Origin of the sequence: Paraliomyxa miuraensis (genome assembly GCF_026337845.1) — a bacterium.
Classification (GTDB): Bacteria; Myxococcota_A; Polyangia; order Nannocystales; family Nannocystaceae; genus Paraliomyxa; species Paraliomyxa miuraensis.
Window position 1 is genome coordinate 19,915 of record NZ_JAOVZF010000132.1, and the last position, 21,546, is coordinate 41,460.

Genomic DNA, 21,546 nt, shown 5'->3' on the forward strand with positions numbered 1-21,546 from the left:
GGCGTCAATTCCCCTCCTGCACGGGCTCGTGGCCGGCGGCGGCTGCGAGGTCGTCCTCGACCAGGTGCCCGAGGAAGCGATGCTCGGGCTCCGGATGCGGCGACTGCTCGGCGAAGCGAACGGCGTCGTCCATCTCCCCCCAGACCGTCTCGTCGATGGCCTCGAGGTCCTCCTCGGACATGCCGTGCTGGCCCCGCAGCTCGGCCTCGGCGCGAAACAGCGGGTCGCGCTCCTTCCACTGCTCGACCTCGTCCTTGGTGCGGTACTTGCCGGGATCGCTCATGCTGTGGCCGCGGAAGCGGTAGGTCAGCAGCTCGACGAGCCCGGGCTGCTCGTCGTTGCGCGCGCGGTCGATCGCCTTGGCCAGGCGGGCCCGGGTCTCGAACACGTCGCGCACCACCCAGCGATCGGAGGTGAGCCGATAGGACGGCGCACGCACGGTGAGGTCGTCGACGGCGGTCTGGCGCCGCAGCGGGGTGCCCATGGCGTACTGGTTGTTCTCGATCACGAACACGATCGGCAGCCGCCACAGCCCCGCGAGGTGCATGCCCTCGTGGGTGGCCCCGATGTGCATCGCGCCCTCGCCCAGGAAGCACAGGGTGACGGCTCCGTCCCCGAGGTACTTGGAGGCGAAGGCGTGGCCGGCGGCGACCGGCACGTGGCCGCCCACGATCGCGTATCCGCCCCACAGCCCGTGGTCCTTGGCGAAGAAGTGCATCGAGCCGCCGTTGCCGCCGACCAGCCCCGTCTTCTTGCCGTAGAGCTCGGCCATGCACGCGCCGGTGTCGCAGCCGAGCGCGACTGCGAACCCGTGATCGCGGTAGGTGGTCACGACGCGATCGCCCGGCTTCATCAGCTCGGCGGTGGACACCGCGATGGCCTCCTGCCCGATGTAGAGGTGGAGGAAGCCGCTGATCTTGCCCTGGGTGTAGGCTCGCGCGGCGGCCTCTTCGAACCGGCGGATCCGCAGCATTTGCGTGTAGAGGCGACGCAGCTCGTCGGGATCGCGGCCGGCCACGGGGGCAGGCGATGTCTCGGCGCTCGGTGGGCTCACGGGGGGACCTCCTTGGAAGGGGGGCGCCGGAGGCTAGCATCGGTCTCGTCACGCTCGCGCGGATCGTCACGAAACGACGAAATCACGGGCACTTTGGTTGCCGGGGCGCGTATCCTCGCAGTCACGCCCGTGCCCATGAGCCCGCCTGAGCCCCCCGCACGCGTCGACCCCAACGACCCCAACGCCGTCGTCGCGGCCACGCTGAACGTGGAAGCGCTGACCCACCGGGTGCGCACCGAGGGCGGCCTGGGTCTCGAGCGATCGCTGCGACGGCTGGCCAAGGTGGTTCCGCCCGAGGCGGCCGAGGCGATCATCGTGCTCGCGCGCGCGATCGGTTCGTGCTCGGACTGGCTGACCGACGATCCCGACGCGCTGCCCATGCTGCTGTACGACCGCTTGCTGGGCCGAGCCCCCGCGCTGCACAAGCGGCTGTTCGACCGCCGGTCGTCGCCCCTGCCGCGGCTGCGCCACCCGCTGCCCGACGATGGCTGGCCCCGGGTGCTACGCGGGCACAAGGGCTGGGTCAACACCGTGGTGGCGCTGCCCGACGATTGCCTGGCGTCGTCGTCGATGGACGCGACGATCCGGATCTGGGACGCGACGTACGGCGAGGGGCTGGCGATCCTCAAGGGACACGGCGGCCCGGTGGGCTCATTGGCGGTGCTGCCCGATGGCCGCCTGATCTCGGGCGGAGTGGACGCCACCGTGCGCATCTGGGACGTGGGTGCAGGACGGCCGATCGACGTGCTCGAGGGACACACGGGCCCGATCTGGGCGCTGGCCCTGCTCCCCGACGGACGGCTGCTGTCGGCCTCCGACGACGGCACGCGACGGATCTGGGACCTGGACACGGGCAAGACCAAGACGGTGCTGCGCGGCCGCGTGCAGGCGCTGGCGATCGCCCCCGACGGGCGCGTGCTGTCGGCCACCGGCGACGAGACGATCTCGGTGTGGGACGTGGCGGCGGGCTGCCCGTTCGCCACGCTCGAGCGCAGCCGCAAGCGCGCGCTGGCGCTGGCGGTGCTGCCCGATGGCCGGCTGGTCACCGCCTCGGGGGATCGACGCCTGCGGATCTGGGATCGATCGGGGCGCAAGCTCGCCACGCTCAAGGGCCACGCGTTCGAGGTCAAGGCGCTCGCAGTGCTGCCCGACGGTCGGCTGGCGTCGTCGGCCCAGGATCACACGGTGCGGATCTGGGACGTGGATGCACGCCGCGAGGCGATGATCCTGCGAGGACACGAGGGCGGGATCAACGGGATGGCGGTGCTGGGGCCCGAGCGGCTCGCGACCGCCTCGGACGATCACACGGTGAGGCTTTGGTCCATCGAGCCCACGACGAGCGAGCACCTGGGGCACACCGACGGCATCACGGCCCTGGCCACGCTGCCCGGCGGGCACGTGGTCTCGGGCTCGCGCGATCGCACGATCCGCGAGTGGGACCCGGTCTCGGGCCGCATGATCGCGATCTGGCGCGGTCATCGGCTGTGGATCAACGGACTGGCGACGCTCGAGGACGGCCGCGTGGTCTCGGTGTCGCGCGATGGCTCGCTCCGGCGCTGGAATCCCCAGACCGGCAAGGCCGACGTGGTGATCGCCGACCACCGCCTCGACGTGCAGCGCGTGGCGGCGCTGCCGGGCGGCCGCGTGGTCTCGGCCTCGGGAGACAAGACGATACGCCTGTGGGATCTCGACTCCGAGCGCGCGCTGGTGACGGTGCCCGACGTGGTGATGGCCCTGACCTCGGTGCCCGACGGCCCGGTGGTGTCGCTGTCGTCCGACGGCCGCGTGCGCCTGTGGGACGAGTCGTCCGAGCGCACGGTGGGCGCCCTGCTGCCCCCGCCGCAGTCGGTGCACGCGATGGTGGCCCTGGCCGATGGCAGCTTTGCGACCGCGACCGACGAGCCCGAGATCGCGATCTGGTCGCTCGAGACGGGCACGCGGCTGTCGACGCTCCTGGGGCACACGGCCCGGGTCAACGCGCTGGCCGCGTGGCCCGACGGTCGCCTGGTCTCGGCGTCGGCCGATCGCACGGTGCGAGTGTGGGACCCATCGACGGGCTGGTGCCTGGCCGTGATCCGCTGCGATGCCGAGGTGCTGGCGGTGACCACGACGGGGCCGCACGCCATCGCCGCAGGCGATGCGATCGGCAAGCTGTGGATGGTGGAGCTGCCGCGGGGCTGATCCGCTGCGCACCGGCCTCCGCCCACGATCCCCGAGCGTTGGTTCCCTGGTATACCTCCTCGTCATGAGCCGCCCCGACCCCGCCGTCTTCGCCGATCGGATCCTGGCGGGCGACGACCACGCCGTCGACGCCCCCACCCTCCTGGCGTTCCTCTCCGAGGACGTGGACGTGTGGGACCTGATGGCGGCGGCGGATCGGGTTCGGCGGGCGCGCTTTGCCGACCGCGTGCACCTGTGCTCGATCGTCAACGCCAAGGAGGGGGGCTGCCCCGAGGACTGCGGGTTCTGCTCGCAGTCGCGCCACTTCTCCACCCACGTGACCGCCAGCAAGTTCACGCCGATCGACGAGGTCGTGGCGCACAGCATCAAGGCACGTGACCACCACGCCACCGCGCTGGGGCTGGTCACCGCCACCCGCGGGCTGCCCGACGACAGCAAGGGGCTGGCCCACGTCGAGGCCGCGATCCGAGCGGTGCGGGAGGCGGGCCACACCGAGGCCCACGCCTCGGTGGGATTCCTGTCGGAGGCTGCGCTCGACCGGCTCGTCGACGCGGGCCTGACCGAGCTGAACCACAACCTCGAGACCGGCCGCAGCTACTTCGCCAAGATCGTCTCGACGCACACCTACGACGAGCGCATCGCGACGATCCGACGGGCCAAGGCCAAGGGCCTGCGCACCTGCGTGGGTGGGATCTTCGGGATGGGCGAGGCGCCCTCGGATCGGGTCGAGCTGGCGCAGGCGCTGCGAGAGCTCGACGTGGACGAGGTGCCGCTGAACTTCCTGGTCAGCATCGACGGCACCGCGCTGCAGAAGGTCGAGCCGCTGCAGCCGCTGCAGATCCTGCGGATCATCGCCGCCTACCGCCTGTTCCTGCCGCGGCAGAACATCTTCATCGCGGCGGGGCGGACCCACCTGGGGCAGCTCTTGCCGCTGATGTTCACCGCGGGCGCGTCGGGCATGATGATCGGCGACTTCCTGACCACGCCCAACCGCGGCCCGCAGGACGATCTGCGGATGCTGGACGAGCTGGGGCTGCGACCGTACGGCTGCGGCACGGACCACGAGGCGCGACCGGAGCTGACGCGCGCGACCCCGACGCCAACGCCCGGTGAGCCGCACTCCGCACCCGTGCGCGCGCGTTTGCCCGTGGTCGCATAGCGCACGGGGAAGGTGCTACCGTGCCGGCCATGCGCGACACGCTGCGTCTGCGAACCACCATCGCGTTGCTCGTCTGCGTGCCGGGGCCAGGGCTCGGACTGGCCGCGTGCTCGCCCCCACCCAAGCCGCAGCAGGTGGAAGAGGAGGACGAGACCACCCGCAAGCGACGCGAGGCGATGGAGCGCCGTCGCACGGAGCGCGAGGAGACCCCGGAGGTCGGTGAGCGGCGCAAGCAGTACTACGAGGACAAGGCCCGTCGCGAGGGCAAGCCGGTCGAGGACGTCACGCCTCCGGCCCAGCTCGAGGCGCAGGAGCTCGACGAGCGCCGCAAGCAAGCGGCCGAGCGCCGGGCCGCCGCGCCCGAGCCCGCCACGCCCGATCCATCGACCCCGACCCCTGGCCCGAACCCTGGCCCGAACCCTGGCCCGAGCGCGGCCGCCACCCCGCCCTCCCCGGATCCCCACACCATGGGGCTGATGGCGTTCCCGGGCGATCCTCCGTTCATCGACGGCTACAACCCCGAGGAGGAGAGCTGCATCTCGGGCAACTGGTGCGGCGCGGCTGCGGCCGCCGCCGCGGTCGCGGTTCCCGGGCTGCCCGAGGAGCTGGGGTGCGCCACGAGGATCACGGGCGGTACCTCGGTGGAGACCATCAAGGGCGCCCCCAAGACCTACGCGGGGCTGTCGGCGGCGCCCAACATGCAGGGCGCGCTCAACCAGCACGGCACGGAGCTGGCGCGGGCCAAGCCCGGCGGCGGGGATACGTGCTGCTACCACTGGTTCGAGTACTGCAGCGGTCGGCCGCACCTCGGCGAGCACGGCCCCGTGCTCGCGGCGCTGCACGAGGGCACGGACTGGGCGCGTGGGTCCGAGCCCGACGCGAGCGCCTCGCCCCGGCTGCCCGCCGCGCTGCGCGAGCGGATCGCCGAGCAATGGCGGCAGGACGCGCGCGCCGAGCATGCCTCGGTGGCGGCGTTCGCCCGGGCCACGCTCGAGCTGATGGCGGTGGGTGCTCCCCCGGCGCTGCTGGCCGAGGCGCAGCGGGCGGGTCTGGACGAGATCGATCATGCCCAGCGATGCCTCGCGCTCGCGGCCCGCTACGGAGGCGCGCCGATGCAGCCGGGCCCGCTGCCGGCCCTCGCACCCCGCCCGGCCACGCTGGCCCGCCTGGCGGCCGACACCTTCGCCGAGGGCTGCGTGGGCGAGACGATCGCAGCGCTGGCCGCCCAGCGAGCGGCGCGTGGCTGCACCGAGGCCGAGGTCGCGCGCCACCTCGAGCCGATCGCCGACGACGAGGCGCGGCATGCCGCGCTCGCCTGGTCGACGATCGCCTGGGCGCTGCGCGAGGGCGGCGAGGCCGTGGCCTCGGAGCTACGCCGAGCTGCGGCCGCGCTGCGCCCGGTGCCCGAGCGACCCGAGCCGACGGCCGAGCCGGACGCGAACACGCTGGCCGCCCACGGCCGCCTCGATGCCCGAGCGCTCCACCGCACGGCCCGCGATGCATGGGACGACGTGATCGGCCCCATGCTCGACGAGCACCTGGCCGCGCTCGGTCACGCGTGAGCGCCCGCCTACGGCCCGCCGTGCTCGGCCAGCCAGGTCTCGACGTCGGCGATGGCCGTGGCCACCCGGCGACGCCGGCCCTCGGCCAGGCCCGCGTAGATCCGCTGCGCAGCCTCGGCCTCGACCCTCGCCGGACCATGCTCCCCTCGGTCCCACCGCACGCGCGCCAGCGCGAAGCGAGCGGACGCGAGCACCCAGGGCTCGGCCTCCTGCGTCTGCGAGAGGCTCAGCGCCCGCTCCACGTGCCGATGGGCGGCATCGAGCTGGCCCTGCTGGCGCTCGGCCTCGGCGAGCGCCAGCAGCGGCTCGACCAGCGCCACGTGCTCGGCCCCTCGCGCACTCTCGAAGACGAGCACGGCGCGGGTCAGGCTGGTGACCGCTTGGTCGTGGTGCTGCTGGGCCAGGTGGACCTCGCCCAGCAGCAGGTGCATGTGCGCGGCCTCGGGCGACTCGGGCCCCTGGGACCGCTCGCGGATCGCCAGCGCCTCGGCGGCCAGCGGAAGGGCGAGCCCGGGCTCGCCTCGCTGGAGCCGCAGGGTCGCGAGGTTGGCCAGGGGCTTGGCCACGTCGGGATGATCGGGCCCCAGCACGCGGCGGCGTAGGGTGTGGGCCCGCTGGAAGCTGAGCAATGCCTCCTCGTCCCGACCGGCGCGCATGAGCACCAACCCCTGGTTGTTGAGCATCTTGCCGACCTCGGGATGCTCGGGGCCCAGGGCGGCCTCGCGGATCGCCAGCGAGCGCTGGATCGCCTCGAGCGCAGCCTCGGGACGATCGAGCTCGAGCAGGGTCAGACCGATGTTGTTGAGATCGGCGGCAACCTCGGGATGCCGAGGACCCCACTCGTGCTCGAGCAGCGGCAGCGCCTCCTCGAAGCGGGCGAGCGCTTCCTCGGGGCGGCGCGCGGCGAGCAGCACCGACCCCTGCGTGCCCAGGTAGTCGGCGCGCGCGCGGGCGCTCCCCACCCGCTCGGCCGCCGCTCGGGCATGCTCGAGCCACTTCTCACCGTCCTCGGGCCGGCCCTGCAGCGAGGCGACCACGTAGGCGAGCATGGTGGAGGCCTGTCGCGCGAGCTCGTCGTAGGGCAGCTCGGTGGCCAGGAAGTAGGCGCGCTCGAGCGAGCGCTCGGCCGGCTCGTGAGCCCCCAGGTAGCGATGCAAGGCCCCCACCTGCAGGTGGGCCTCGACCTGCAGGGGCGCGTAGCCCAGCGCATCGGCGGCGGTGGCCACCGACTCGGCCACCGCCAGCCCCTCCTGGTAGCGACCGGAGCGCTGCAGCGCCTTGGCGCGCGAGAGCGTCCCCCGGTGCACCTCGATGCGCTCGGCCAGCATGGGGTCGGAGGGCGGGGCCAGGGCCGAGACGCCCTCACGCGCGTCACACTTGCCGATCTCCTCGAGCTGGCTCACCGCGAGGGTGGCCTGCTGGACCACGCCGGCGTCGGCCGCCATCAGCACCTCCACCAGCGACCCCAGCTCGCGACGGCGCCGCTCCAGGCACGCCATGCGATCGTCCATCGCCTCGTCGTCCCCGCCGGCGGCGGCCGCCGCCAGCAAGGCCTCACAGGCGCGGTGATGCCCCTCGAGCCACTGGGCGCCGTAGTCGTCGAGCCCGGCCTCGACCTTGCGAAACGTGTCCTCGGCGTAGGGCACCCCGGTGCCCAGCATGGCCTGGCGCACGCGATCCTCGTGCGCGGCGTCCCAGACCTCGGCGAGCTTGTCGCGGCCGCCCGTGCAGCGCTCCTTGCCCTCCGGCTCGTGCGCCAGCCACAGGGTCATCGCGGTGGCGACTCCCACCACGCCCACGCTCGCGCCGAACCACGCCACGTGGCGACGCTGGACCAGCGCTTGCGACAGCGCCACGAGCAGCGCCTGCATCGAGGGCCAGCGCCCGTCGGGCTGGACCGACAACCCGCGCATCACCACCCGATGCAGGGTGGAGGGCACCTCGTTGCCCGCCGGCGGCTCGCGCAGGCGTCCCTCCATCACGTGCTTGGGCAAGAGCTCCCACTGCTGGCGCTCCACGAACGGGTGCTCGCCGTAGAGCGACTCCCACAGCGCCACGCAGAACGAGAACTGATCGCTCTGGGCCGAGGCGGGGCGCCCTTCGTACTGCTCGGGCGACATGTACGCGGGCGTGCCCAGCATCGCGCCCGTGCGCGTCAGCACGCCCTCCCACACGTCCTCGTGACTCTGCAGCTCGACGTTGGCGAGCGCGGGGTGGGACCCCGAGGCGGCCCGGTGCGGGCCCGTGCCCGTCGCCTGCGCTCCCGAGGCGATCGGATGCGGACCGGTGCGCATGGAATCCTCCGATGGCGATCCGGTGGGTGCCGCCAGCCCGAAGTCGAACACGCGGACGCGCCCGTCGTCGTCGACCAGCACGTTCGAAGGCTTGAAGTCACGGTGCACCAGGCCCTGGGCATGAGCGGCGGCCAGGCCCTGCCCGGCCTGCACGAAGGTCTCGATGATCTCGGGCACGGTGCGCGGTGCCGCGGCCAGCCAGCGGTGCAGCGGCGCGCCGGGCAGCCGCTCCATCACCAGGTACGCCCGCCCCTCGTGCATGCCGGCCTCGTAGATCTCGACCACGTTGGGATGGCAGAGCCGCGCCAGCGCCTGCGCCTCTCGCTGCAGCCGAGCCTGTCGACGACGACCCCCCTTGTCGCGCAGCAGCTTGAGCGCGACCGTGCGATCGAGGCGCTCGTCGTAGGCCTCGTAGACGACGCTCATGCCGCCCGAGCCGAGCGGACGCAGGATCCGAAACGATCCGATCCGCCGCGGCGGAGCGATCCTGCGACGAACCGAGGTGGGCCTCAGCCGATCGAGTGGTGCATCGGGATCGGGGGTCCGATCCGGCCACAGCGTCAGCAACACCTCCTTCTTGCGGCGACGCGGCGTCGCGCCCTCGCCCGCATCGCCCGACGGGCGTCCCGAAGCCGGAGGACGGTGTTCCACGGCCAGCAGGATCCCCTCTCGAGCCGCCGTTGTCGACCGGCGTTCGAGACCTTCGGTGGGGATCCCACGCGCTCGGATCGATCGTGCACTCACGCACGCGCATGCTGGGTTACCAATCTCGCACTCCTCGATGGGTGACCCAATGCTGCTATCCCTTGGGCTCCGCCCTCCCATGCCGCACGCGTCCCTCGTCACCGACCTGGCCCTCGTCCTGGGGGTCGCGGCCGTCACCGGCACCGTGTTCCGAGCGCTTCGCCAGCCCCCGATCCTCGGGTACCTGCTGGCGGGCCTCATCGTGGGCCCGTACATCCCCATCCCGCTGTTCGCCGACGTCCACCGCGTGCACGAGCTGTCGGAGTCCGGGGTGGTGCTGGTGATGTTCGCGGTGGGCCTGGAGTTCAGCCTGGGGCGAGTGGCCACGGTGCTGCCGCTGGCCGGGGTGACGGCCGCGATCCAGATCGGCGGGATGTTCTGGGCGGGCAACGTGCTGGGCGCGGCGCTGGGGCTGCCCCCCGTGGGCGGCGTGTTCCTCGGGGCGAGCGTGGCCATCTCCAGCACCATGGTGGTGACCAAGGTCTTCGAGCTGCATCGCCCTCCCGCCGACGTGCGGAGCATGGTGCTCGGCGTGCTGGTGCTGCAAGACCTGGTGGCGGTGGTGCTGATCGCGGTGGTCACCGCGGTGGCCGAGGGCTCGGGCCTGGCCCCGTCGGCGCTGGCGTCGACCCTGGGGCGGCTGCTCGGCGTGCTCGCGGCGGCCACGGGCCTGGGGCTGTGGGTCGTGCCCCGGCTGGCGCGGAGGATCGCCCGGCTGCAATCGGCCGAGGTCTCCACCGTGTTCGCGCTGGGCCTTTGCTTCTCGCTGGCCGCCGTGATGGAACACCTGGGCTACTCGCCGGCGCTCGGCGCGTTCCTGGCGGGCATGCTGGTGGCCGAGTCGGGCCTGGGGCCGCGCTTCGAGCACCTGGTGGCCCCGCTGCGCGATGCGTTCGCGGCGGTGTTCTTCGTGTCGGTGGGCATGACCGTCGATCCGCTCGCGGCGGTCGACCACGTGGGCACGGCGGTGATCGTGGCGGTCGCGGTGGTCGTGCTGCAGCTGTTGCTGGTGACCGGGGCGGGCTTGCTCAGCGGCCTGGGCCTGCGCCGGGCCGGGCACGCGGGGCTGGCCCTGGGGCAGATCGGCGAGTTCGGCTTCATCATCATGGGCATCGGGGTCACGGCGGGCGTGGTGCCCTCGCACATGTTCGCGGTGGTGGTGGCGGCGGCGGTGCTCACCGCCTTCAGCACTCCGCTGGCGCTGCGCGTGGCGCCGCGGCTGCTGGCCACGGCCGATCGCAGGCTGCCCGCCCGCCTGCGCGCCAACCTCTCGCTCTACTCCGCATGGGTCGATGCGCTCCGCCAGGGCGATGGCGTGTCGGAGCCGCGGCGCCTGGTCCGGCGCACCCTCACCGTGCTGGTGCTCGATGCGATGGCGGTGGCGGGGCTGGTGATCGCCGCGTCGCTGGGCCTGCGGCCGGCGACCGCGTTCCTCGGCGAGCGCGCGGGGCTCGATCCCACGATCGCCACCGCGGCGTTCGTGGCGGTGCTCGCGATCGTGGTGTTTCCGTTCGCACGGGGCCTGCTGCGCGCCGCTCGTCGCCTGGGCGGCCAGTTCGGGCAGGCCGTGTTCCCCGATGCACCCAAGGGGCGCGCCGACCTCACCACCACCTCGCGGCGCGCGATGAGCATCGGTCTGCAGCTGGCCGCGCTGCTGGCCACGGGCCTGTTCGTCGCCGCCCTCACCCAGCCGTTCGTGCCTCCGGGCGTGGGCCTGCTCGTGCTCGGGGCGGCGCTGCTGCCCAGTGCCCTGTCGCTGTGGCGCAGCGGCGGCCCGCTGGGCGAGCACGTGCACTCGGCCACCCTGGCCCTGGTGCAGTTCCTGCGACGCGACGATCTCGAGAGCCAGGAGCCCGAGCTGCACGACCTGCTCCACGGGCTCGGCGATGCGACCGCGATCCGCCTCGGGCCGGGGGCCGCCGCCGCCGGGCGTACGCTGGCGCAGCTCGATCTGCGAGCGGTCACCGGGGCCACCGTGCTGGCGATCGCCCATCCCGATTCCGACGTGACCGCGCCGACCGGGCGCGAGGTGCTGCGCGAGGGCGACGTGCTGGCGGTGGCCGGCCCGCACGAGGCGGTGGAGCTCGCGCGCGCGCTGCTGCTGCGGGGAGCACCGATGGAGGACGACGCGCCGCCGAGCGCGTGAGCAGCTCGTGCACGCCGACCCTCCGATCGCCGTGGCGCCGTGCATCGGGGTGCATAGAGTGACGCCGGTTCGCCCCTGCATGCGGGCGTCGAGGTGCGCATGGCCGTCCTCGCGAGTGGAATCGCGCCCCATCACATCACCGTCTTCCTCCTGTCCGTCGGCGTCATGCTGGGGCTCGCCCGCTTCCTCGGCGAGGCGGCCCGCCGCATGGGCCAGCCGGCCGTGCTCGGCGAGCTCCTCGCAGGGATCATCCTCGGGCCCACCGTCCTGGGCGCAGTGGCTCCCGAGGCGTGGGCCTGGCTGTTCCCCGAGCTGGTGGATCCCGCGCGCGACGTCTACGACTTCAGCTACGTGGCGCTCGAGATGCTGGTCACGCTCTCCGCCGTGCTGCTGCTGCTCGTGGCGGGGCTCGAGGTCGATCTCTCCAGCGCCTTTCGCCAGGGCCGCGCCACGATCCTGGTCAGCCTGACCGGCATGATCATCCCGTTCGGGATCGGCTTCGTCCTCGCCTGGTTCCTGCCGGGCCCGCTCGGCCTGGGACCCGAGCTCGACCGGCTCCCGTTCGCGCTCTTCGTGGGCATCGCCCTGGCCATCACCGCGCTGCCGGTCATCGCCCGCATCCTGATGGACCTGAACATGGCCAAGAGCGACTTCGGTGCGCTCATCATGTCGTCGGCCATGATCAACGACCTGGTGGGCTGGATCGGATTCGCGGTCGTCCTCGCCATGGTCCACACGGGAACCTCCGAGGGTCATGGCCTGGGGCTCACCATCGCGCTCACCCTGGTGTTCGTGGCCACGACGCTCACGGCGGGCCGCTGGCTGATCCACCGCGCCTTTCCGTGGCTCCAGGCCAACCTGGCCTGGCCCGGCGGCGTGCTGGCGTTCGTGTTCGTGCTGGCCATGGTCTGTGCGGCCTTCACCGAGTGGCTGGGCATCCACTCCATCTTCGGTGCCTTCATCGTGGGGGTGGCCGTGGGCGACTCTCCGCGCCTGACCAGGCGTGCGAAGGACACGATCCACGACTTCGTCTCCAACATCTTCGCGCCGCTGTTCTTCGCCTCGATCGGCCTGCGGCTGCACTTCACCGAGGCCTTCGATCCGCCCCTCGTGGCGATCGTCCTGGCCGTCGCCATCCTCGGCAAGGTGCTCGGCTCCTACACCGGCGCGCGCCTGGCCCGTCTCGGCCCGCGCCGCAGCTGGGCCATCGGCTTTGGCATGGTGGGCCGGGGCGCCATGGAGATCATCCTGGGCCAGCTGGCCTACAACCACGGCCTCATCGGCGAGGAGCTGCTGGTGGCCCTCATCGTCATGGCGCTCGTCACCAGCATGCTGACCGGCCCGATGATGCAGTGGCTCCTCAAGGGCAAGCGCCCGCGTCGCCTGGGCGAGGTGCTCACCCACGAGACCTTCATCCCCGCGCTGCGGGCGACCGATCCGCGCAACGCAATCGCCGAGCTGGCCGCCGCTGCGGCCGCCGCCGCGCCGGGCGTGGACGCGCGCGAGCTGGCCCGCGAGGCCTGGCGTCGCGAGCGAATCACCCCCACTGGCCTCGCGAACGGCATCGCGGTCCCGTATGGCCACCACGCCGGCGTCCGCACGCCGCTCGTGGTGCTGGGCCTGAGCCACGCCGGCATCGACTTCGATGCCCCGGACCGCCGGCCCGCCCACCTCGTGTGCCTGCTCGTCACCGAAATGCACGACTTCGAGGCCCAGCTGGAGCTCCTGGAGATGGTCGCCCACGCGTTCGCGACCCCGGAGGCGCGAGCCGCCGTCCGCAGTGCCGGCTCGCTGACCCAGCTCAAGGCCGCCCTGACCACGACGGCCCTCGCCGATGACGAGCATGCGCCGGAGGCCACCGGTGGCTGCCCCGAGTAGTCACGCGGCCCGGGTCACTGGATCCGGCTCGCGCGCCACCAAAGCCACGCGGTCTGGAGGATCCGCCCCAGCGAGTAGGCCACCAGCATCACCGGCAGGCCGTCCCAGCGCGCGGCGTACACCCCCAGCAGCAGCACGCCGCTGCAGGTCCCCCCGAACACCACCACCGCCTCCGTGATCCCGCGGGTGCGCCGGGCGTTGACCAGCAGGCCCTGGTACCAGCTCTGGATCACCCGCATCGCGGGGATCGGCAGCGCGAGCCACAGCGTGGCCGTGCCCATCGCGGCCAGCGGAGGCAGCAGCCCCGCCACGCCCGAGAACCACGCGTCGGCCACCGGCGGCAGCGACAGCACGCCGAGCAGCCCCGTCACCCCCGCGGCGAGCACGAAGGTGAAGCGGCGCAGCGGAGGGCCGGCCCCGGGCTCGTCGAGCAGCGCCACCACCACCTCGTTGAGCGCGATGCCCAGCGCCTGCAGCACCCACACCAGGGCGTTGGCCACCGGCCACACCGCCAGCGAGGCCAGCGGATCGGGCATGCGCGCCACCGCGGCGGTCCCCACCGGCAGGATCACCAGCGTCACCAGCGGCGTCATCGCCAGCGGCACGTAGAACCGCCAGAACGCCGCGCCGCGCAGCGGCGGGCGCTCGGGGTCGGGCGGCGGCAGGGCCCGGTGGACCGACCGAACCGCGATCGCTGCGAACACGGCCTCGGCCAGCACCCCGCACGACAGCGCCACCGCGGCCACCCGCACCCCCGTCACGCCGAGAAGCCACGGATCGCCGCCGCCCCGGCCACCGAGCAGGAGCCCGAGCCCGAGCACGCTCGAGGCCACGAGCAGCCGCAGCCCCGTGCCCCACCCCACCGCCCGCGATCGCCCGTGGCGGATGAGCGCCCCTTGATGGAACCGCCGCGAGGCGATCGACCACGTCCACGGCAGCAGCAGCAGCAGGCCCTCGCGCGCCGGCTCGCGCACGGCGGCGGGCAGCTCGAGCACCGTGGCCGCGAGCCAGTCGAACACCGGCGTGACCACCACGAGCAGGTGCAGCAGCGTCAGCCCGAGCCCCAGCCCGTGGGCCACCCGCCGCAGCGAGCGATAGGACGCCTGGTCGCGCGACAGCTCGGTCGACGCCGCCAGCAGCATGATGATCGGTGCCTCGACCACCAGCGCCAGCGGGAACGCAAAGCTCCCCCACGCCGCCAGCTGCACCGCCGGATCGGGCAGCCGAGCCACCGCCGCGCTCACCAGCGGCTGCTCGAGCCCCATCATCCCCCACGACAGCGCCAGCGGCCACCACGTGGTGATCACGCGACGCAGCTGGAGGCCTGCGGGAGGAGGAGGAGACGGAGCCGCCATCGTCACCCCTGGCAGCTAGAGCGGAAGCTGCACCAGGAAGTGATAGACGCGCACGGTCCCACCGGACGCGAGCCGATGCTCGGTGACGATGGCGGGATGGGCGGGCGGGCGGGCGGCATCTTGCCACAGCGGCTCCGGCAGCTCCGACAAGCACTCCTGGAGATATGCATCCCGTAGGGGTCGCTCGTGCCGGTCGATCATCACGATGCACGCGAAGTCGTCGCCAGGGACGACATAGCCCAGCACTTGTTCGAGCACGTCCTTGTGCTTGCGACCCCAGATCTTGATCTCGACGCACGCGCGCTGATCGCTGTCGTCACGCGGTCGCACCTTGAGATCGACGCGGCCGCGGGCAGCAGACAATGGCTCCGGCTCCACGAGCAGATCGTGCTGCCGTAGCGCATGAAGGAGCCCGAGCTGGAAGCTCTGCTCCAGCCCCAACCCATCGCCGCCGGCCTTGGCCTTGCCGCGCAAGAACGGGGCGGGATGCTCGACGATGCTGCGCGCCCAGCGAGCGACCTTCTCCACCACGAGCTGCTCGAATGCATCGACTCCCGGCCGCAACCACTCGTTGCGCTCGCTGGGAGGCGAAGCGAGCGAAGACGACTCACTCATGGGATGGCAACGATTGACCCACGCGCCAAACGTGGCGGAACGGGCCAGCAGCCTGCCTCCCTCGACACGAGCGATTCCCGTGGACTCCAGGACCTCGACGACGTCGTCCGGTCCGCTCCCGAGGTGGATGGCCCATTGCTCGCGCTCGAGCGGCCGGTCCATCGCCAGCAACGTCCGATAGCCCTGCTGCCCCCGCGCGGTGAGATTGTCCCACCAGATGGGGAAGATCTTGGGCTCGAGCATCTCCACCACCACTGTCGTCATTGCGGCCAGCAGGTGGTCGACGACCGGCGTGGACGTCGAGGAACCGAGATCGACGGCACGCTCCATGATCGCTTGCAGCAGCAGCGGGTGTCCCCCCGTTTGTTCCCACAGGACCTCGACCAGGTCCCGCGGCACCTCCAGCCTCAAGGGCTCCCGAATCAGCGCCGCCGTATCCTCGAGCGAGAGCCCCACGAGCGGAAACCACTGCGCCGACCGAAGGAATGGCGACACGTTGCTCGTGAGCAGTTCCCGCAGCCGAATGCCGCCGAACACCACGATGGCCAGGGCACCATGCAGCTGCTCGTAGGCAATGCGCAGGTTCTCGAGCACATCGCGGCCGTCGTCGGAGTCGACGAGCCCGTCGACCTCGTCGAGCAGGAGCACCAAACGTCGACCGCGCCGGGCCTTCACGGCCCGCACGAGCGCCTGTACGAGCACCCCCGGATCGATCGGTGCGTCGAGGGCATCCTCGAGCTGGCGAACGAACGCCCCCGTGTCTCGCCCCACGCGAGCGATCGACCGCACGACGAACTGCTCGTCACCCTCGAGCGCCGACAACAGCCGTGTGGCGAGCGCGGTCTTGCCCATCCCACGCCCCCCCATGACCGCAGCCAACGCATTGCGCCCGGCCTCGACCGACCTGCGCAGCTTCGTCAGCTCGACGCGACGGCCCACGAAGGGACCGACCCCTGGAGCGTCGTGGCGGTAGGGGTTCTCGACGTGCTCAGCCATCGACCACCATCGTCCCCGACTCAGGCGAAGCGTCCCAGCGTCCGGGCCAGGCCCGGAATCGCCGCGGTCACGTGGGTCTTGGCGCTGCCCCGCAGGCGGTCGTAGGTCTTCTTGAGGGTCTGGTTCTTGGCCCCTTGTGCCTTGCGATCGGTCACCCCCAAGAGCGCGTCGGCGGCCTTCTCCTGGTGGGCCACGAGGTGATCCGAGAACACCTGCCCCGATCGCTCGCCGGCCTCGGGAGCGCCGCTGCGCTCGTACATGGGCTGCAGCGCCGTGGCGAACTCGGGCAGCAGCTTGGTGACCGCGTCCTCGATGATCCCCGGCTTGAGCGTCTTGACGACCTTGTATCCGGCCTTGACCGCGGCCCCGGAGAGCCCCGACTTGGAGCCGACCTCGGACTCGATGAGCTGCAGGCACCCCGCGACGACCTGCGGGTGCACGGACGGATCGGTGATCTTCTCGACGAGCGTGGCCATGATGTTCGTTCGAACCGGGTTTTCGGCCATTTGAGCCGCTCCCGCAAGCACCGACGCCCCCGACGCCCGTGGACACCGCCATGGCGCGCCTGCGATCATGCGCGCCATGCCGCCCGCGCGCGTCGTCGACCATCGTCCTCGTCTCCGGGTGTACGCCCGGCGCGCCCTGGGTCCTGCGCTCGGGGCGCTGGCGCTCGCGCTCGCGCTCGCATGCACCCAGGAGCGCACGGTGCCTCGCGAACACCACGACGTCGTCGAGGCCCTTCCGTCCCCTACCGACTCGACCACCATGACCGAGCCCGCTCGCAATCCCGATGGCACGCTTCCGATCGAGGAGGTCGCCAAGTATCCGCTGCCCGGCACGTCGATCCCGGGCTCGTTCCAGTTCAGCCCCGACGGCAAGTGGCTGACCTACCTCGACAGCCCCGACCGCTCGCTCACGCGCACGCTCTACGTCGAGCCGGTCGATGAAGGCACGGCCGAGCGTCGCGTGATGTTCGAGCCCGAGGGGGCCGGCGCGACCGAGGACAACCTCTCGGCCGAGGAGAAGCTCCAGCGCGAGCGCCGACGCGAGCGCTCGCTGGGGGTCACCCGCTACGCGTGGGCCAAGCAGGCGCAGCGCGTGCTCGTGCCCCTGCGCGGCGACCTGTGGATCCAGGACGGCCCCGACGCCCAGCCCCGCAAGGTGGTCGACACCGAGGGCTCCCCCGCGCTCGACCCCGTGCTCTCGCGCGACGGCAAGCACCTGGCGTGGGTCCAGGACGCCGAGCTCTACACGGTGAGCATCGACGACGGCGGCACCCCCCGGCAGCTCACCACGGGCGCCCGCGGCACGGGCAAGACCCACGGCCTGGCCGAGTACATCGCCCAGGAGGAGATGGGCCGCCACCAGGGCTTTTGGTGGTCGTACGACGGCGAGCACCTCGCCTACGTCGAGGTCGACGAGACCCACATCCCGGTCTACCGCATCAACCACCAGGGCCGCGACGACGCCCACTCGCACGAGGACCACGGCTATCCGTTCGCGGGCGAGGCCAACGCCAAGGTGCGCCTGGGCGTGGTGCCACGCCGCGGCGGCGACACGGTGTGGATGCCGCTGTCGATCGACGATCAGGATGGCGGCGGCGGCGACGAGGAGCTCTACCTCGCGCGCGTTCACTGGCTGCCCGACGGCTCGCTCACCGCCCAGCTCGAGAACCGCGAGCAGACGCGCCTGGATCTGGTGCGCTTCGATCCCCGCACCGGCGCCCGCACCACGCTCTCGTCCGAGCGCAGCGACGTGTGGATCAACCTCCACGACGACTTCCGCCCGCTCGAGCACGGCCAGGGCCCCGACGCGGGCGGCTTCGTGTGGACCTCGGAGAAGTCGGGCTTCCGCCACCTCTACGTGCACGACCGCGAGGGCAAGGAGCTGCGGGCGCTCACCTCGGGCGAGTGGATGGTCGACCAGGTGGTGGGCGTGGACGAGACCGGCGGCCACGTCTACTTCGAGGGCACCAAGGACGGCGCCACCGAGCGTCACGTCTACCGCGTGGCGCTGCACGGCGGCCCCGTCGAGCGGCTCACCCCCGAGCCGGGCACCCACGACGCGACGATGAGCAAGGACTTCCGCCACTTCGTCGACACCTACAGCGATCCGAGCTCGCCCCCGCGCGTCACCTTGCGGCGCACCCGCGACGGCTCGGTGGTGCGGGAGCTCCGGATCGAGCCCGACCCCCGGGTCGCCGCGCTCGCCTTGCGACCACCCGAGCTGGTCACGCTCACCTCGCGCGACGGCGTGGAGCTGCACGGGGCGATCTACGAGCCCCCGCCCGGCAACGGCGTCCACCCCCCCTTCGCCACCATCGTCAGCGTGTACGGCGGTCCGCATGCCCAGCGCGTGACCCATGGCTGGGGCATGACGGTCGACCTGCGCGCGCAGTACCTGGCGAGCCTGGGCTTCGTCGTGTTCAAGCTCGACAACCGCGGCTCGGCCCGCCGGGGCCTGGCCTTCGAGGGCGCCATCAAGCACGACATGGGCAACCTCGAGGTCCAGGACCAGGAGGACGGCGTGCGCTGGCTGGTCGAGCGCGGCCTGGCCGATCCGGAGCGCGTGGGGATCTACGGCTGGAGCTACGGCGGCTACATGTCCGCGATGGCCCTGGCCCGCGCCCCCGACACGTTCAAGGCCGCGGTGGCCGGGGCGCCGGTCTCGAGCTGGGACGGCTACGACACCCACTACACCGAGCGCTACATGGGCACGCCCACGAGCAACCCCGAGGGCTACCGCCGCAGCAGCGTGCTCACCCACGTGCCCGACATCCGCGGCTCGCTGATGATCGTGCACGGGCTCATCGACGAGAACGTGCACTTCCGCCACGCGGCGCGCCTGGTGGACGCCCTGGTCAAGGCCCGCAAGCACCACGAGCTGCTGTTGTTCCCCGACGAGCGCCACATGCCGCGCTCCGAGGCCGATCGCGTGTACATGGAAGAGCGCATGCGCGACTTCTTCATCGAGGAGCTGGGTCCGGTGGACCTCGTGCGAGGGTGAAGTACGTCCTCAAGACCTCGGCGCCCGCGCGGGTGCCCTTCGACGCGCGGACCGACCTCAACCCGCAGCAGCGCGCGGTGGTCGAGGCTCCGCCCGGACCACTGTTGGTCATCGCCGGCGCGGGCACGGGCAAGACCCGCACGCTGACCTACCGCGTGGCCCGGCTGGTGGCCGGAGGGTGCCCGCCCGAGCGGATCCTGCTGTGCACGTTCACCAACCGCGCCGCCCGCGAGATGACCGAGCGGGTGGAGGCGCTGCTGCAGATCGACATGCGGCGCTGCTTCGCCGGCACGTTCCACCACATCGGCAATCGGATCCTGCGCCGGCACGCCGAGCACCTGGGCCTGGGCGCCGACTTCGGGATCCTCGATCCCGAGGACGCGCGCACCCTGCTCGCCGGCGTCATCGCCGAGCTGGGGCTCAAGACGCTGAGCGCCCGGCGCTTCCCCGCCCCCAAGGAGCTGATGTCGGTGGCGGGCCTGGCCCGCGGCACCGGCAAGCCCGTGGCCGACGTGATCGCGGCCCGGCTGCCGCGCATGATGGATCAGGTCAGCGTCATCGAGGACGTGCTGCGGCGCTACGACGAGCGCAAGCGCTCGATGAACCTGTGCGACTTCGACGATCTGCTCGCGCGCTGGCACGAGCTCCTGGTGCGGCCCGAGCACGTCGCGGTGGCCCAGGAGCTGCGCGCCGCGTTCGACCACGTGCTCGTGGACGAGTACCAGGACATCAACGCGCTGCAGGGCGCCCTGTGCGACGCGATGGCGGCCGGCCGCGGCAGCCTCACCGCGGTGGGCGACGACGCCCAGTCGATCTATGCGTTTCGCGGGGCCGACTTCGAGCAGATCGCGGGGTTCTGCCAGCGCCACCCCCAAGCCCAGCTCTTGCGGCTGACGATCAACTACCGCTCGACGCCCGAGATCCTGGCGCTGGCCAACCGCTGCATCGCCCACAACCGCCGGCAGCACCCCAAGGAGCTGTCGGCGGTCAAGCAGCCGGGGATGGTGCCGGCCGTGATCCCCCTGCGCGACGTCTACCAGCAGGCGGAGCTGGTGGCCCAGCGCGTGCTCGAGCTGCACCACGAGCAGGGCCTGCCGCTGCGCAAGATGGCCGTGCTCTACCGCAACCACGGCCACAGCCTCGAGCTGCAGGTGGAGCTGTCGCGGCGCCAGATCCCGTTTCGCGTGCGCTCCGGGGTCAAGTTCTTCGAGCAGGCGCACATCAAGGACGTGGTGGCGTACCTGCGCGCGCGGCAGAACCCGCGCGATGGGCTCTCGTGGGTCCGGCTCTTGCGACAGTGGCCCGGGGTGGGCGCGCAGACGGCCGAGCGGATCGCCGGCCGGCTGAGCGAGCCGCCCACCGTCGACCTGGCCATCTCCACGGTGGCGGTGCTCGAGCAGGCCGCCAAGGACAGCCGCGGTCGCGGACGCGAGGCGCTCGGCAAGCTCGCGCGCCTTTGGTCCGAGCTCGAGGACGACGGCCTGCCGCGCCCCGGCGACGCCCTGCGGAGGATCGTGCAGGTGCACTACGGCGAGTATGCCGATCGCACCTTCAGCAACGGGCCCACCCGGCGCGAGGACCTCGAGCACCTCGCCGGCTACGCCGATCGCTACCCCACCGCCCAGGCGTTCCTCGACGAGGTCGCGCTGGTGCAGGGGGTGGCGGCCGAGAACGTGGTGGCCGGGGCCGACGTGGACGATGCGCTGGTGCTGTCGACGATCCACCAGGCCAAGGGCCTCGAGTGGCCGGTGTGCTTGCTGTTGTGGCTGGCCGACGGGCGCTTTCCCTCGGCCCAGGCGCTGCGCAGCGACGACGAGATCGAGGAGGAGCGGCGGCTGTTCTATGTCGCGGTGACGCGGGCGGCCGACGAGCTCTACCTCTGCTATCCCACGCTCGAGGAGGCACGCGACGGACCGATGCGATTGCTGCGACCCAGCCGATTCCTGCGCGAGGTGGACGACATGCCGCCGGTGTTCTCGCGCTGGGAGATCGAGGAGGCGCCCGCCGACGAGGCCCCGGAGGGACCGCCATGACCAGCCCGCCGACGCCTGGCTTTGGCCAGGGCGATGCCTCGTTCCAGGCCGCCGGGGGCATCGAGGGGATCACGGCGCTGGTCGAGCGCTTCTACGCGTGGATGGACGCGCTGCCGCAGGCGCGGGAGATCCGGCGCATGCACCCGGAGGACCTGACCACCTCCAAGGACAAGCTGGCCCGGTTCCTGTGCGGGTGGCTCGGAGGGCCCAAGCGCTACCAGGAGGTCTACGGTCCGATCCGCATCCCGGCCGTGCATGCCCGCTTTGGCATCGGACACGCGCAGCGCGATGCCTGGCTCGAGTGCATGCGCCGGGCGATCGACGAGCAGCCCTACGCCGAGGCGTTCAAGGTCTACCTCCTCGAGCAGCTCGCGGTGCCGGCCGAGCGGGTGCGCCAGGCCTGCCAGGGATAGCACCGAAGACCCGGGTGGTGGTGGGCAAGGGTGGGAGGATTCATCGCATTCCTCCACTCATCCCCACACATCCCCGCCCGCGAATCGGACCAGTCCGGATGACCAAGGCT

At 72.2% G+C, this 21,546-nt stretch carries 13 protein-coding genes; 8 read left to right on the plus strand and 5 right to left on the minus strand.

Annotated features, from left to right (window positions below; translation table 11 throughout):
* Positions 1-4 precede the first annotated feature (4 nt).
* The gene (locus OEB96_RS04060; protein ID WP_266214103.1) at positions 5-1,054 is read right to left on the minus strand and encodes a thiamine pyrophosphate-dependent enzyme; all 1,050 of its coding nucleotides are present in this window, start codon (positions 1,052-1,054) and stop codon (positions 5-7) included.
* 135 nt (positions 1,055-1,189) lie between these two features.
* Here OEB96_RS04060 and OEB96_RS04065 point away from each other — a divergent pair, with 135 nt between their 5' ends.
* The 3 genes from OEB96_RS04065 (at position 1,190) to OEB96_RS04075 (ending at position 5,956) form a co-directional block, all read left to right on the plus strand.
* Complete coding sequence (locus tag OEB96_RS04065; protein ID WP_266214104.1) at positions 1,190-3,235, plus strand: WD40 repeat domain-containing protein; 2,046 nt, start codon at positions 1,190-1,192, stop codon at positions 3,233-3,235.
* Positions 3,236-3,299: 64 nt separating this feature from the next.
* Positions 3,300-4,394, plus strand: coding sequence for a biotin synthase BioB (gene bioB / locus OEB96_RS04070; RefSeq protein ID WP_266214105.1), 1,095 nt, complete (start codon positions 3,300-3,302; stop codon positions 4,392-4,394).
* 29 nt (positions 4,395-4,423) lie between these two features.
* Positions 4,424-5,956 carry a ferritin-like domain-containing protein gene (locus OEB96_RS04075; protein ID WP_266214106.1) on the plus strand — a complete coding sequence of 511 codons (1,533 nt, stop codon included), beginning with the start codon at positions 4,424-4,426 and terminating at the stop codon, positions 5,954-5,956.
* An 8-nt stretch (positions 5,957-5,964) separates the two neighbouring features.
* Here the strand turns inward: OEB96_RS04075 and OEB96_RS04080 are convergent, their stop codons facing one another.
* Positions 5,965-8,901 (minus strand): serine/threonine-protein kinase, encoded by a 2,937-nt coding sequence (locus tag OEB96_RS04080; RefSeq protein ID WP_266214107.1) that lies wholly within the window; start codon positions 8,899-8,901, stop codon positions 5,965-5,967.
* A 172-nt stretch (positions 8,902-9,073) separates the two neighbouring features.
* On the opposite strand from OEB96_RS04080, the gene OEB96_RS04085 reads away from it, so the two are divergent.
* Together OEB96_RS04085 and OEB96_RS04090 are read left to right on the plus strand one after the other, a co-directional pair.
* A complete protein-coding gene (locus tag OEB96_RS04085; protein WP_266214108.1) occupies positions 9,074-11,140 on the plus strand; it encodes a cation:proton antiporter in 2,067 nt (688 codons plus the stop codon).
* Between the two features lie 99 nt (positions 11,141-11,239).
* The gene (locus OEB96_RS04090; protein WP_266214109.1) at positions 11,240-13,018 is read left to right on the plus strand and encodes a cation:proton antiporter domain-containing protein; all 1,779 of its coding nucleotides are present in this window, start codon (positions 11,240-11,242) and stop codon (positions 13,016-13,018) included.
* A gap of 14 nt (positions 13,019-13,032) precedes the next feature.
* On the opposite strand, the gene OEB96_RS04095 is transcribed toward OEB96_RS04090, so the two are convergent.
* Genes OEB96_RS04095 through OEB96_RS04105 form a run of 3 tightly spaced genes read right to left on the minus strand, consistent with a single transcriptional unit; the run spans position 13,033 to position 16,460 of the window.
* Positions 13,033-14,373 carry a hypothetical protein gene (locus OEB96_RS04095; protein ID WP_266214110.1) on the minus strand — a complete coding sequence of 447 codons (1,341 nt, stop codon included), beginning with the start codon at positions 14,371-14,373 and terminating at the stop codon, positions 13,033-13,035.
* A gap of 15 nt (positions 14,374-14,388) precedes the next feature.
* Positions 14,389-15,984, minus strand: coding sequence for an AAA family ATPase (locus tag OEB96_RS04100; RefSeq protein WP_266214111.1), 1,596 nt, complete (start codon positions 15,982-15,984; stop codon positions 14,389-14,391).
* Positions 15,985-16,004: 20 nt separating this feature from the next.
* Positions 16,005-16,460, minus strand: a complete 456-nt coding sequence (locus OEB96_RS04105; RefSeq protein ID WP_266214112.1) for a DUF6918 family protein — start codon at positions 16,458-16,460, stop codon at positions 16,005-16,007.
* Positions 16,461-16,566: 106 nt separating this feature from the next.
* On the opposite strand from OEB96_RS04105, the gene OEB96_RS04110 reads away from it, so the two are divergent.
* Genes OEB96_RS04110 through OEB96_RS04120 form a run of 3 tightly spaced genes read left to right on the plus strand, consistent with a single transcriptional unit; the run spans position 16,567 to position 21,436 of the window.
* Positions 16,567-18,990: a S9 family peptidase gene (locus OEB96_RS04110; RefSeq protein WP_266214113.1), complete on the plus strand. Its 2,424-nt coding sequence runs from the start codon at positions 16,567-16,569 to the stop codon at positions 18,988-18,990.
* On the plus strand, positions 18,987-21,023 hold the full coding sequence (locus OEB96_RS04115) for an ATP-dependent helicase (protein WP_266214114.1): 2,037 nt from the start codon (positions 18,987-18,989) through the stop codon (positions 21,021-21,023). The genes OEB96_RS04110 and OEB96_RS04115 overlap by 4 nt, the downstream gene beginning before the upstream one ends.
* Positions 21,020-21,436 carry a group II truncated hemoglobin gene (locus OEB96_RS04120; protein WP_266214115.1) on the plus strand — a complete coding sequence of 139 codons (417 nt, stop codon included), beginning with the start codon at positions 21,020-21,022 and terminating at the stop codon, positions 21,434-21,436. The genes OEB96_RS04115 and OEB96_RS04120 overlap by 4 nt, the downstream gene beginning before the upstream one ends.
* Positions 21,437-21,546 lie beyond the last annotated feature (110 nt).